Here is a 13,389-nt window from a genome sequence, read left to right as displayed (position 1 = left end):
GACAAAATTTGATTTCGGGGCAAACGAAAATGGCTTTTTTTTCTGAAAGAATAAAGCCTCGAGACAAAATTCTCTTACTTTTAACGTTTGCCCTGATATCTCACAACGTGAGACTTAGCCCAATATTGCAGCAATGCCCGGCAATGTTTTTCCTTCCAGGCTTTCGAGCATGGCCCCGCCACCAGTGGATACGTAGCTCACCTTCTCCTCGAACCCGAATTGTTTGACGGCAGCAACGGAATCTCCTCCTCCTACCAGGGAGAACGCTCCGTTTTGGGTGGCCTCATCAATATAATTACCTACGGCAATGGTGCCTTTGGCAAAGTTTTCCATTTCAAAAACACCTACGGGACCGTTCCAAAGAATCGTCTTGGAAGCCAAAATGACCTGTTTGAATATCTCCAAGGTTTTTGGGCCGGCATCCAATCCTTGCCATCCGTCGGGAATTTCGTTTACGTCCACAAATTGGGTGTTGGCATCGTTACTGAAATCATCGGCGGCCAAAACATCCACAGGCAAGTATACTTTCACATTTTTGGCCTCTGCTTGTTTTAGGATATCCAAGGCAAGTTCCATTTTATCATCCTCACAAATGGAGTCGCCTACTTTCCCGCCTTTAGCTTTTACAAAAGTATAGGTCATTCCTCCTCCAATGATAAGGTTGTCCACTTTGTCCAGTATGTTTTCGATGATGGTGATCTTTGAAGAAACCTTGGCCCCGCCCAAAATTGCGGTCACTGGTTTTTCCCCTGTTTCCATCACTTTATCAATGGCTTTGATTTCCTTGGCCAATAAATAGCCAAAGCATTTGTTTTCCGGGAAAAACTTGGCCACAATTGTGGTTGATGCATGGGCACGGTGCGCCGTTCCGAACGCATCGTTTACATAAACATCGCCATGCTTGGACAATTCCTCTGCAAAGGACTCATCACCGGCCTCCTCTTCAGGATGAAAACGAAGGTTCTCCAACAAAAGCACCTCTCCGCTCTTTAAGGCAGCAACTGCTTCATCTGCTTTTGCGCCAACACAGTCCTCGGCGAACTTCACTTGTACACCAACTACATTCGAGACGGTCTCGACAATGTGTGAAAGTGACATATCCGGATTGGCTTCTCCCTTTGGTCTGCCCATATGGCTCATCAAAATTGCGGACCCGCCATCTTCCAAAACTTTTAGAATGGTAGGTTTTGCGGCATCAATACGACTGGTATCGGTTACCTTGAAATCACCGTCCAATGGTACGTTGAAATCTACTCTGATCAATGCTTTTTTTCCTTCGAAATTGAAATCGTCTATCGTCTTCATGTAATGTGTTCTTTTTTGAGAGTTTCAAATGTAAAGATTTCCTGCATTTTCCTCGGTTTGACGGGCCTTTTATTTCAAAGTTTATCTCTTTTTAACCTTTTCGGTTTGATATGTTAAACCCGCAATGAATCAGTCTAACCTGTCCTGCAAAACTTCAACACTTAAAAATGTATCTTTGGGTCATGCTTTTTAAAAACGTTTTAGGGCTGGAACACATCAAAAACCATTTGGTGACGACCGCTGAGACAGGCAGGGTTGCCCATGCGCAGCTATTTGTTGGTCCCGAGGGTTCCGGGGTGCTCTGTATGGCTTTGGCCTATGCACAATATTTGCTGTGCGGCAATACGGGTGGTGAAAATGATGGGGAGAACACGGTTTGCAATACCAAATGCAACTCTTTGACACACCCTGACCTACATTTTGCTTTTCCGGTTTCCAATTCGGATAAGGTAAAATCGCATGCAGTAAGCGACCACTATTTGGTGGAATGGCGACAATTTGTGAAGGAACAGCCCTATGGCAACTTGTTTGACTGGTACCGGCACATCGGCATCGAAAAAAAGCAGGGCCAGATCGGGGTGGATGAAGCCCAAGATATGGTAAAGAAGCTTTCATTGAAATCCTATGAAGGCGGATATAAGATTCTCATTGTTTGGATGGCGGAAAAAATGAACACCTCCGCGGCCAATAAACTTTTAAAATTGATCGAGGAACCACCGGACAAAACGGTATTGCTTCTTTTGGCAGAGGAAGAGGAACAGATCATCAATACGATCCGTTCCCGTTGCCAAATTCTAAATTTCCCTCCTTTGGCGGAGCAGGCTATTACCGATGAACTTTTGCTCAGGGGCGTATCACAGACAGAGGCACTCACCATAGCCCTTGAGGCAAACGGAAATTTCAATAAAGCCTTAGATCTCTTGAACAAGGATTCGGAAGATCTCGTTTTTGAGCGTTGGTTCGTACAGTGGGTGCGCAGTGCTTTTAAGGCCAAGGGAAACAAGGGTGCCATCCAAGAATTGATCTTGTGGAGCGATGAGGTATCCAAAACGGGGCGCGAGGTTCAAAAAAAGTTCCTGAACTATTGCCTTACCATGATGCGGCAGGCCCTTTTGCTCAACTACAAGGCCAACGAACTTGTACATGCCAAAGTTCACATGGAGGGTTTTGACCTGAAAAAATTTGCTCCCTTTGTACATGAAAACAATATTTTGGATATTGTAAAGGAGTTGGAGCAAGCCATTTTTCACGTGGAACGCAACGGAAATTCCAAGTTGATCTTCACGGATTTGTCCATAAAACTTACACGGCTCTTGCATGCCAAGGCCGATTAAATAAAACTGACCATGAATGAATTATTTTCAAATGCCACGGAAATTCTACTGCTGGCATTCCTTACCATTACTTTTTTACAGAGCGGAATCGACAAACTCCTGGATTGGAAAGGCAATCTTGGTTGGCTGACCGGGCATTTTTCCAAGTCTATTTTCAAGGGCTCGGTTCCTTTGCTTTTAGGTATTGTTTTGATACTGGAAATGTTGTCCGGCATACTCTGCGGAGTCGGTATTTTTCAAATAGCTGTTGATGGCGAGAGCAATTATGGTTTTTATGGAGCCGTTATTTCTGCGGTGACTTTGTTGATGCTTTTGCTGGGACAGCGTGTGGCCAAGGATTATGTAGGGGCGCAAACCATCGTGGTATATTTGATCCCGACCATTTTTTTGGTATATCTGATGCAATAAAACCTTCCCAGCATGATCCTAGAACCTATCCAGCGTCCAGAACTATCCGACAAAACCAAACTTGCCTATGGGCAATTCGAACGATTGATCGTTGAAATCAAAAAAAAGAAACTGCCGGAAGAAATCGAGTTGGTCATCAACAAGCACATAACACAATTGAATTCGATTACCGATTCTGGTAAAACATTGCGCAACGCTATCCGAAAAGAACAATCAAAAATTGTAGGAATGTTGGCTCAGAAACTCAAAATCGTACCCATAAACTATTTTAGAAAAACATGGTTTGTTCTGGGCATGACGGTTTTTGGCCTGCCCATTGGTGCTGCCTTGGGGCTTAGTTTGGGAAATATGGCGTTTTTGGGTATTGGACTGCCCGTAGGCATGTCCATGGGGCTGGCCATGGGGGCCCGAATGGACAATAGGGCCAAGGAAGAGGGCCGACAGCTCGATATAGAACTTAAAATGTAATCATGTTCGGGAAAAAAGCGATTGCTCCTTTAGTGGTCATAGTGATTAGTCTAGTACTTTTTGTCATTAATCTGATAGAATTGAAAAACGGAAATGGTGAAATTTGGGGCATGGTTTCCAATATTTTACTAATTATCGCCATGGCTTTAGTAATGATCGGCAACAAGAAAAAATCCAAAAAATGAACGAACAAGAACAAAATACAGCGGGAACTTCCGTTGATTCCATTTCGGCTGCACAGGCCGATTTGCGCAAAAGCTATGCAGATGGTTCTTTGGGAGTTTTAGTTTCCGGAACGGTTTGGATGGCTGCCGCTTTGGTGGCCTTGTCCGTTACGTCTCAAATCGCTGTTTGGACCTTGTTTTTTGGCGGTATGCTCATTCATCCTTTAGGGTTGTTGCTGGCCAAGCTTATAGGTGTTCCTACAAGTCATTCCCCAAACAATGCCTTGGGCAAACTAGCTTTGGAGGGAACAATTTTTATGTTGATGTGCATTCCCCTGGCGTTGCTCCTATCGTTACAGAACCACGCTTGGTTTTTTCAGGGCATGTTGTTGATCATTGGTGGAAGGTATTTAACGTTCACTACGCTTTATGGCATCAAAACGTATTGGGTCTTGGGCGGTATGTTGGGTGCAGCTTCATTTGTGCTGTTTATTCTGAAGGCTTCCCCTGCCGTTTCTGCCCTATCAGGCTCAATTATAGAAATTGGTTTTGGTTCCTTTATGATTTTCTCGTATAAAAAAAGTAAACCTTAACGTACTGACGATTTGGAAAAAATCAGACAATATTTCGAATCGGAATTCGGTATTTCAAGAGCCGATTGGGAAATTTTTTCATCAAAATTGAACCGACATGAATTCCCTAAAAAAAGTAAGTTGGTTGAAGCGGGCAAGGTGGAAAATCATCTGTCCTTTATTGAAAAAGGGATTGTTCGCCTTTACATTCCCAAAGAAGATGGGAACCTCACTTTTGGTTTTGTTTTCAATGGGGCTTTTGTTAGCGCATACGACTCTTTCCTCACCCAAAAACCATCTGAATATACGGTGGAAACGATTACCGATACAACACTTTGGCGTCTTGGCCATAAGGAACTTCAGGAGGTTTATGCATCTTCCAGCATAGGGAACTTGATCGGAAGAAAGGCCAGCGAGGAGCTTTTCTTGAAAAAATCAAAGCGAGAGCTTTCCCTTCTGCGGGATAGTGCCGAACAGCGCTATCTCAACCTTTTTGAAGAACGCCCCGAGCTACTTCGTGAAATTCCCTTAAAATATATTGCTTCATACATTGGTGTTACCCCACAGGCCCTGAGCCGTATCCGCAGGCGTATTTCTTAACCTAGGTTCATTGACTTGCCAGTGGTAATGTTGGATTTTTGCCTAAAAAAGATGAAACCTCTCATTGTGCTTGTTGGCACCTATGTAGTGTCAACATTACTTTTAAAAGTCTTTAAAAGGAATTGGGAACTTCAATTAGCCGGCAGGATTGCCATGTCCTGCATGTTGGTGTTCACCGCTATTGGACATTTTGCTTTTATGCAGGGAATGGAGGCCATGGTTCCTTCCTTTATCCCTTTTAAAAAGGCAGTTGTGCTTATCACCGGAATTATGGAAGTTCTCTTCGCTATTGGCTTTTTGCTGCCTCAATATCAAAAACAAACGGCTTGTTTGTTGATTGCATTTTTTATTTTGATTCTTCCAGCCAACATCAAAGCGGCCCTTGAAGAAATCGACTACCAAACAGGGGAAATGAATGGACCGGGAATACACTACCTATGGTTCCGTGTCCCGTTGCAGTTCTTTTTTATGCTATGGGTTTACTTTGCTTCAATTAGGTAAAACAAAAAACCCACTCTAAAGAGTGGGCTCCATCAATGTATTGAATGTACCGAGTGTATTAATTCTCGTACTTATCGTTCAAAATCTTCAGGATGGCATCCGTAACATCTTTTGCTTCGTCACCATAGATCACAGAACCACCTTCGCCTCCACCAAGAATATAGGTGTAGCCATTATCTTTTCCGTAAGCTCTGATTTCTTTTTTCACCTTCTTAACCAAAGAGTCCATTTGTTCTTGGCTGGTCAGTTGCAACTGTTGCTCTTCTTGCTGTAATTGCTGGCCGATGCGCTGTCCCCGTTGTTGCAATTCTGAATATTGCTCTTGTGCGTTTTGCTGGGACAGGCTTTGTGCCTTGCCTTGGAATTCCTGCAATTCCATTTGGAACGCTTGTGAGATACTGTCACGTTTTCTGCCCATGGTTTCCGCCTTTTTTTGGAACTTGGCCTCCACATCAACTTTTTCTTGATACTCGTCCATGATTTTTACGCTGTCCACATATCCAATTTTGTTTTGCTGACACGACATTGCTGTAATGGCAATTGCAAGCACTACTAATTTTTTCATCTTTTACTTTTTATAGATGCGCAAAAATAGAAAAGCTTTTGGAAAAGCGCTTATTAAGTTTTTGTGATGTAAAGAACAGGCTTCACCGAACCATAAATGTTTTCTATGGAAATACACAACGGTATTTGTTGCACTTATTTTGTCGGCGCTCAGAAACAAGCCGATTTGGGCGGTTCTCTTTGGTTTGATATGATTGTGCATCCAAAGGCGGATTCGTTCGACAGCGTCTCTCAAAATCGTTTATTTCTTCTTTTTTAGAATGTAGATCAACGAAGAATGCTCTTTGGTAAAGATGGCTTTGAGATTGGACCACAATCCCACAAAAAATGCGCTAACTAGGTACAGTTTGTTTCCTCGATACTTTTCTGAAAGCATTGATACATAAAAAGCATCGAACCACATCGGTTGACTTTTTACCACTTCCATTTGATGTGGGGCAAAAAGTTTGGAAATGGATGTTTTTGAAAAATGCCAAAGGTGTCTTGGAACGTCAAAAGCCGCCCAATGGGATGAATAGTGTTTGGCATCATAGGATTTAAAGTTGGGGACGGCAATCACCAAGACACCCTCCTCTTCCAATAGTTGGACCAAGGTTTCTATCTGCTCTTTCAAATTGGGCAAATGCTCGAGAACATGCCAAAGGGTGATGGCCTGGAATTTTTGTCCGGCTACATCCTCTACATTTGAAGATAGTCGGATTCCTTTCTGCTCCGCAAGTTTTCTTGCTTTGTGATTTGGCTCCACACCCGTTACTTGAAAATCTGAATTTTGGGCCGCAATCAAAAAATCACCGGTTCCCGCACCCAAATCGAGAAGATTTTTTGTCCCATCTAATTGATTTTCAATGATTTGAATCTTATTTTTAAGATTTTTAGCTTTTACTGATTGATAAAGCCGGTCCGTGAAGGAAGATTTGGAGTCTGTATGGGAAATATAGTCTTCGCTTTCGTAGTAAGAAGCCAAATTCTCGGGTTGCGGTTGGGTCACTAGCATATCCAATTCTTCGTCCCAATGCAATTCAAACTGTTCTCCGGAAACAGAAAAGTCTTTAGTTTTTAAAAACAACTTCATTATAGTTATCGGTTGTCAAATATTCGTTTTTCAATTCCCGAAGATAGGACAAAACCATTTCTCTTGAAATTGAATCTTCAGATAAACAATCCTCTTCTGTGTCACTAAAAACTTCCAGGGCAATGTACCAGTTTCCAACACGTGTGGCATAAGCATCTTCAAGAATCGGGTCCATATCGGCCGATTTGCTTAACGCCACATCCAAAGCCAGCGGAATTAGGTTTATGGTCTTCGTCGGAATTTCAACCTCGTAAAACGAAAAGTAAAAAGTATTGCCACTGACCAAAAAGGGAACCTGCACATCTACATAATAATCGTCGAGTTGAAACTTTGTATTGATGTAATCGTAAAATTCGTTCGCGTCTTTCGGGTCTTCAAAAACAAAGACACTTTTCTTTGGAAGTCCCTTTTTAAATCGTTTGCCTTCGATCAATTTATAGTCCTTTATGTTTGGAGCAATCCGTAACGGAATACAGGAACTCAAAAGGACCAAAACAAAAATGGTTGGTAAAAATCGTTTCATCTGGCCTAGTGTTATGCCAAAAATGAAATCAAAAACTGAGCCATTTGTATATAAGCGAAAAACAAAAAATTGTGTTCCACGTGGAACAAGTCTTTGGATTATCTCCCCAAATACACCAAAAGAACACTTATGTCTGCTGGAGAAACTCCGCTAATTCGGGATGCTTGGGATATGGTAACCGGCCGAATAGATTCCAATTTTTCCCTAGCTTCGTAGGACAGTGATTTTAGTTTTGAATAATCAAAGTTGTCCGGAATTCGGACATTCTCCAAACGCTGTAGCTTATCCGCATTTGTCTTTTCCTTTTCAATATAACCGGAATATTTAACTTGAATCTCCGCCTGCTCCAAGACCTCTGTATCCAATTTATTTTCCTTTACAAATTCTGAAACAGAATCCAATTGAAGCATGTGGTCCATGGTAACTTTTGGCCTAGAAAACACCTTGAACAATTTATCGGATTGTTTTACCAAAGACGAATCCAACGACTCCAAAATTGGATTTATTTCATCGGTAGTAAAGCTGGTTTTTTTAAAGAAATCGACAAAATTATCGGATTTGCTCATCTTCTCCTCCATTCGTTTAAGGCGCTCTTCTTTTGCAAGACCTATTTCATATCCCTTTGGCGTCAATCTTAAATCGGCATTATCCTGTCGCAATAAAGTGCGGTATTCTGCTCTGGAGGTAAACATTCGATAAGGTTCTTCTGTCCCTTTTGTGATCAAATCATCGACCAAAACTCCTATATAGGCTTCATCTCTTTTTAGGATAAATGGTTCCTTTTCATTGATTTTCAAGTGTGCATTTATACCGGCCATCAAACCTTGCGAAGCTGCTTCTTCGTATCCCGTGGTACCATTAATTTGCCCAGCGAAATACAGGTTGTTTATCAACTTGGTTTCGAGCGTATGCTTCAATTGTGTGGGTGGAAAATAATCATACTCGATTGCATAGCCCGGCCTAAAGAATTTTACATGCTCAAATCCTTTTACAGATTTCAAGGCCTTGTATTGCACGTCCTCTGGCAAGGAAGTGGAAAATCCGTTTACATATACCTCCACCGTATTCCAGCCTTCTGGTTCTACGAATATTTGATGGGAATCCTTGTCGGAAAATCGATTGATCTTATCCTCGATGGATGGGCAATATCGTGGCCCTAAACTTTGAATTCTACCATTGAACATAGGCGAACGATCAAACCCTTCTCGCAATAAATCGTGCACCAATTTACTGGTGTGGGTCATATGACAATCACGTTGTGTTTGGAGAATAGATGTATTCAAATAGGAGAACTTTTCTGGTTTGTCATCACCTGGTTGAGGAATCATTTTGGAATAATCCAATGACCTCCCATCCACCCTTGGAGGGGTTCCCGTTTTCATCCGTCCGCTATCAAAACCAAGCTCAACCAATTGTTCGGTTATTCCTGTTGCAGCTTTTTCCCCTGCTCTACCTCCCCCCAATTGTTTCTCGCCAATATGGATCAATCCATTCAAAAAAGTGCCATTGGTAAGCACTACCGCCTTGGCACGGATTTCTAATCCTAAACTGGTTCTTACCCCTACAACCTTATCTCCTTCAATCAACAGACCGTTGACCATCTCCTGATAAAAATCTGCCTTTGGGGTATTCTCCAAAGCCATTCGCCATTCCTCTGCAAACCGCATACGGTCATTCTGTGCTCGTGGGCTCCACATTGCTGGCCCCTTGGATTTGTTCAACATCTTGAACTGTATGGCAGACTTGTCCGTAACCATTCCACTATATCCTCCAAGTGCATCTATCTCACGAACAATTTGCCCTTTGGCTATTCCACCCATGGCAGGGTTGCAGGACATTTGTCCAATAGTCTGAAGGTTCATTGTGACCAACAAAGTACTGGAGCCCATGTTGGCCGCCGCGGCAGTTGCCTCGGCTCCGGCATGTCCCCCTCCTACTACAATAACATCATACTCGTTTTCAAACATATCTATGGTTCCACGTGGAACATTTTAATCTTTTCGTCTTCTTTTTCGCGCATCAACTTGGACTCCTCTTTTCTCTTGTCTCCATATCCTGCTAGGTGCAAAACACCATGGCTCATCACCCGGCGAAGTTCGTTTAACACATCTTCTTCAAACTCCTTGGCATTCTCTTTGACTCGATCGGTTGAAATAAAAATATCACCCGAAATGGCGCTCCCATCTGTATAGTCAAAAGTAATAATGTCCGTGAAGGTGTCGTGCTTTAAATACTCCTGATTCAGCTCCAACAAGTATTCATCCGTGCAAAAAATATAATCCACTTGACCGACAGAAAATCCTTCCGACTGTATAACCCTATTTATCCAATCGGCATACTCGGATATGTCGTCAATTATTAAATCACTTTTAAAATGAAACTCAATCATTATTGAAGTAACCCTTTACCTTTTTTTCAAAATTTTGCCGCAAAGGTAAGGCTTGTCTATTTAATATTTCAATGCTATTCCTGTAATCTTGAAGTAGGTCTGGCTTGGTAGTAACCGGATTTACATATTGTTTTACGTTGGTATCGCTTTCACGCTCTTTCTTTTCGCCTTGCTCCATGGAAGCGTTCTCCAGTTTCATCAATTGATGTTGAATATTGTTTGCCTTGCTGCGGGTTCGGTCTGTGATGCCATTTTCCAACAAATCGTTTTCGAAATCCTCCATTTGCTGAATCAACTTTTTAGCAAGGTTCTTGTCGGACTGTTGCATGATATCCTCCAACTGCTTTTCCAAATTTTCCCTTAGGAACTGTTGTTCCTTATAGATCTCATACACCTCATTGAGATTCATTTCTTCAAGTCCATTTCCCGTTGATTGGCCTTCCTTTCCTTGACCGGAACCTTGCCCACTTTCGCCTTTGTCACCTTCCTGTCCGTTCTTGCCATTGCCCTGTTGCCCTTCTTGTTGACCGCCTTCATTTTCTCCGCTTTGTTGGCCTTGACCCTCGGACGGTTTACCTTGCTGACCTGAGCCATTCATTTTTTCCTGAATTTCTTGCTGGCCTTTTATAATGTCTGGCAACTGAAAGTCTTGACCCTCTCCCCCACTTCCTTGACCAGGGCTCATATTCTGTTGCATATTATCCAAAATATTCGCCAGAAAATCAGCAAGTGCATTGGTGGCATTGATTACATACTGCTGATATGAAGCCCCCTGGTAAATTTGATTCTCGGCAATACTTTCCAGTGATTTATCAATGTTGTAATAGACTTCTGTAATCTGCTCGTTTACGAATTCGGACAACTCGGCCCTGCGCAAAGAAAGTGAGAAAAGACTATCATCAACATGTTCAAATAATCTCCTTAAGTTTTGTTGGTCCTTTACTGTTCTAGAAAACTGTGAGATATCAACATCCGCACTTTGAATATTATCAAAAAGATTCTCTTGTTTAAAAGAAAATGTGACCAAATTATCCAAAATTTGTCGGAGCATTTCAGCATCCTCCGCATCACTTTCTCCCCCTCCCATGGAACCAGATTTCATGGACTGACTCATCTCACGCATTTTCTGGGCAGCAGATTTCTGCTTTTTGGCTGCATTGTTCTCCGCTTTTCTCTTATCGTCGGACTGGGAGGATTGTTCCATTCCTTGGTGCTTATTGATTTCTTCCAGGGCATCCTTTTGGTCCTCTTTTACTGCATCGGTCTTGTTCTTATCCGTATCTAATTCCAAAGGTTTGTGAAGTTGTTCGTTGTCCTTCTCCAATTCACGTATTTGCTTTTCCAGATCATTGAAATCCTCATTAAGTTTTTGCTGCTCTTTATCACTAAAATCTTGACCTAGTTTTAACGCTGAAAGTGTTTCCTGTTTCTTGGCCAACTCATCCAGTTCTTTGGAAATTTGGGAAGCTTTCTCCGTGACATAATAGCGTTTTGTCAACTCTAAGATCTGCTCTAGGTTACGGGTATTCTTTCCTTGGTTCTTACCCAACTCTTCCAAACGTCTTTGCAGATCATCCTTATCGATTTTCTCAGCAATTTTTTCAAGCTCTTCGAGTAGGGCGGCATTCTTCTTTGCTTCGGCCTCCTGACGTTCCAAACGTTCTTGAAGCATCTTCTTCATTTCAGTGTCCTCAGCATTCTTATCAATACTTTTGTTCAAATCTTGACTGAACTTCTGCATCAATTCTTCTTGTCTTTTCTGTTGTTGCAAGAAATTTTTAATCTGGCTTTTATCCTCAAAACTCAAAGACTTTTCTTCTTTCTGAAGATTGTTCAGCTCCGATAATTTTTCCTCTTGCTCTTTAAAAGATTTCAAAGACTCGCCCATTTTGTTCAAAGTGGTGTTCTGAAACTCTAATTCTTTGTTATTCAATTCGTTATCGTTATAAAGGGTAGCATCAAAGACAGCGCTTTTAGTCACTTTTCCTCCTCTAATCCCATCATTATCAACGATTTCAAAGAACAATTTGTACCGTTTACCGGGCTCAAGGGATAAACCAGATGGAAATGTATAGTAGAATTGATACACATTGGTATTTGGGCGTGCCAGAGATAACCGTTGAATCTTGTTGGCATCATCCGAAGGATAACAAACCAATCGAATCTCACTTAAGCCGTGGTCATCAGCAGCTTGACCCGTATAGTATGATTCGTTCGGGTTCAAAGAATCAAGAACTTGATCTACCTGGACATTCGCCTTGGCATCCTTGACCACATTCAATCGATAAGCCAACTTTTCAAAATCCTGAACCCTTTTGTTGGAGGTCGTCAACTCATACTCCAAATCATAATACAATCGTTTTGTGTTGGAAAAAAAATTATCCTCCCTTGTGAAAGAAAGTATAGTATCCGCCGAAATCATTTTAATGTCGTCAACATAGTCTCCTTGAATCTTCCAAGTAACTTTGGTCCCTTCAGGAACTTCAGCATTACCCGTTCCGGTAATTGTTTCGGACATAAGGTTAAGATACTTCGGGTACTCCAATTCCAGTGTAAAGTCCATTAAAGTGGGCGTCCTAAAACTGCTTACATTATAGCTTCTGGAATTCCAACCGTTGGCCGACAAATAAAAACTCGCTTCAGGAACAGGTGGTTGAAAAGTATATTCATAATACGCCCCGCTATTCTGCATTAAAAGTGCTTCTCCGTTCACGACAATTTCCACATTGTCCGGACGCAAATCCCCAACTGTCTTCACTTGTATCGTCAACGCCTCGTTGTCCATTACTTCCAATGTGGAGTTCATAACCTGAAAAGTAAATGGCGCTGGTCTTTCATAGGCCATATCGTAGTGCATAACCCTTTGATGGGAATTAAAAAAAGAAACGATGTCACCAGCTATCCAGATAAAAGCAAAAATAAGTACGGGAAATACGATGTATTTGGCATAGGAATAACTTTCCTTAAAATTAACGGCCTCTGCAAATGGCACCGGCCCCAAACTGGATGCTCGCTGTTCGATACTGGCCAATAGCAAATCCGACTTTTGGGGGTTTTCGGACAACTCTAATAAATTCAATAGTTTGTCATCCACATCCGGAAAGTGCTTTCCTATCAATTTGGACGCAGTTTTATTGTCCATCCCCTTTCTCATTCTGAACAGGTACATCAATGGTACAACTACATATCGAAATAACAGATAGGCTTCAACGATTATAAAAAGAACGAACAACGTCAATCTCCAAGAATTACCCAGCCACAAGAGGTATTCAAAAAAAGTTATGGCAATCCAAAACATCGTGCCCAAAGTCAAAAACAAGAAAATTCCCTTTATCAATTGCTTGGTATAAAACCTTTTGATAAAGCTCTCCAGCTTGGCCAATATGTTCTGATATGCACCCAAAATGATGTATTTGTATTACCAAATTACCCGATCCGTTGGAAAAGAGCAGAAAAAATTTGTTAAACCTCCATTTACCAAACCTTTGG

14 protein-coding genes are annotated in these 13,389 nt (G+C 41.8%); 7 read left to right on the top strand and 7 right to left on the bottom strand.

Annotated features, from left to right (window positions below; genetic code table 11):
• Positions 1-114: 114 nt before the first annotated feature.
• Entirely contained in the window at positions 115-1,305 is a 1,191-nt protein-coding gene (locus tag K1F36_RS03900; RefSeq protein ID WP_220112630.1) for a phosphoglycerate kinase, read from the bottom strand.
• 182 nt (positions 1,306-1,487) lie between these two features.
• On the opposite strand from K1F36_RS03900, the gene K1F36_RS03895 reads away from it, so the two are divergent.
• From K1F36_RS03895 to K1F36_RS03865, 7 genes are read left to right on the top strand one after another with little or no spacing between them, the layout of a single operon-like run.
• Positions 1,488-2,639, top strand: a complete 1,152-nt coding sequence (locus K1F36_RS03895; RefSeq protein ID WP_220112629.1) for a DNA polymerase III subunit — start codon at positions 1,488-1,490, stop codon at positions 2,637-2,639.
• Between the two features lie 12 nt (positions 2,640-2,651).
• Positions 2,652-3,047: a DoxX family protein gene (locus tag K1F36_RS03890; protein WP_220112628.1), complete on the top strand. Its 396-nt coding sequence runs from the start codon at positions 2,652-2,654 to the stop codon at positions 3,045-3,047.
• A gap of 12 nt (positions 3,048-3,059) precedes the next feature.
• Positions 3,060-3,515, top strand: coding sequence for a hypothetical protein (locus K1F36_RS03885; RefSeq protein WP_258538928.1), 456 nt, complete (start codon positions 3,060-3,062; stop codon positions 3,513-3,515).
• Positions 3,516-3,517: 2 nt separating this feature from the next.
• Positions 3,518-3,700, top strand: a complete 183-nt coding sequence (locus tag K1F36_RS03880) for a hypothetical protein (RefSeq protein WP_220112627.1) — start codon at positions 3,518-3,520, stop codon at positions 3,698-3,700.
• Positions 3,697-4,272 carry a DUF7010 family protein gene (locus tag K1F36_RS03875; RefSeq protein ID WP_220112626.1) on the top strand — a complete coding sequence of 192 codons (576 nt, stop codon included), beginning with the start codon at positions 3,697-3,699 and terminating at the stop codon, positions 4,270-4,272. Before K1F36_RS03880 ends, K1F36_RS03875 begins: the two co-directional genes overlap by 4 nt.
• Before the next feature lie 12 nt (positions 4,273-4,284).
• Positions 4,285-4,851, top strand: a complete 567-nt coding sequence (locus tag K1F36_RS03870) for a Crp/Fnr family transcriptional regulator (protein ID WP_220112625.1) — start codon at positions 4,285-4,287, stop codon at positions 4,849-4,851.
• A 51-nt stretch (positions 4,852-4,902) separates the two neighbouring features.
• Complete coding sequence (locus K1F36_RS03865) at positions 4,903-5,352, top strand: DoxX family protein (protein WP_220112624.1); 450 nt, start codon at positions 4,903-4,905, stop codon at positions 5,350-5,352.
• A gap of 58 nt (positions 5,353-5,410) precedes the next feature.
• On the opposite strand, the gene K1F36_RS03860 is transcribed toward K1F36_RS03865, so the two are convergent.
• The 6 genes from K1F36_RS03860 to K1F36_RS03835 form a co-directional block, all read right to left on the bottom strand.
• Positions 5,411-5,917, bottom strand: a complete 507-nt coding sequence (locus K1F36_RS03860; protein WP_220112623.1) for an OmpH/Skp family outer membrane protein — start codon at positions 5,915-5,917, stop codon at positions 5,411-5,413.
• A 240-nt stretch (positions 5,918-6,157) separates the two neighbouring features.
• On the bottom strand, positions 6,158-6,988 hold the full coding sequence (locus K1F36_RS03855) for a class I SAM-dependent methyltransferase (RefSeq protein WP_220112622.1): 831 nt from the start codon (positions 6,986-6,988) through the stop codon (positions 6,158-6,160).
• A complete protein-coding gene (locus K1F36_RS03850) occupies positions 6,966-7,511 on the bottom strand; it encodes a hypothetical protein (protein ID WP_220112621.1) in 546 nt (181 codons plus the stop codon). Before K1F36_RS03850 ends, K1F36_RS03855 begins: the two co-directional genes overlap by 23 nt.
• Positions 7,512-7,609: 98 nt before the next feature.
• Entirely contained in the window at positions 7,610-9,478 is a 1,869-nt protein-coding gene (gene mnmG, locus K1F36_RS03845) for a tRNA uridine-5-carboxymethylaminomethyl(34) synthesis enzyme MnmG (RefSeq protein ID WP_220112620.1), read from the bottom strand.
• A 2-nt stretch (positions 9,479-9,480) separates the two neighbouring features.
• Positions 9,481-9,900: an rRNA maturation RNase YbeY gene (gene ybeY / locus K1F36_RS03840; protein WP_220112619.1), complete on the bottom strand. Its 420-nt coding sequence runs from the start codon at positions 9,898-9,900 to the stop codon at positions 9,481-9,483.
• Entirely contained in the window at positions 9,893-13,303 is a 3,411-nt protein-coding gene (locus K1F36_RS03835) for a hypothetical protein (RefSeq protein WP_220112618.1), read from the bottom strand. Before K1F36_RS03835 ends, ybeY begins: the two co-directional genes overlap by 8 nt.
• Positions 13,304-13,389 lie beyond the last annotated feature (86 nt).

It is taken from the genome of Flagellimonas abyssi (assembly GCF_019457905.1).
GTDB classification, from domain to species: Bacteria; Bacteroidota; Bacteroidia; order Flavobacteriales; family Flavobacteriaceae; genus Flagellimonas; species Flagellimonas abyssi.
Note: the sequence above shows the minus strand (reverse complement) of the source record. Positions and strands in the feature narration are given on the sequence as shown.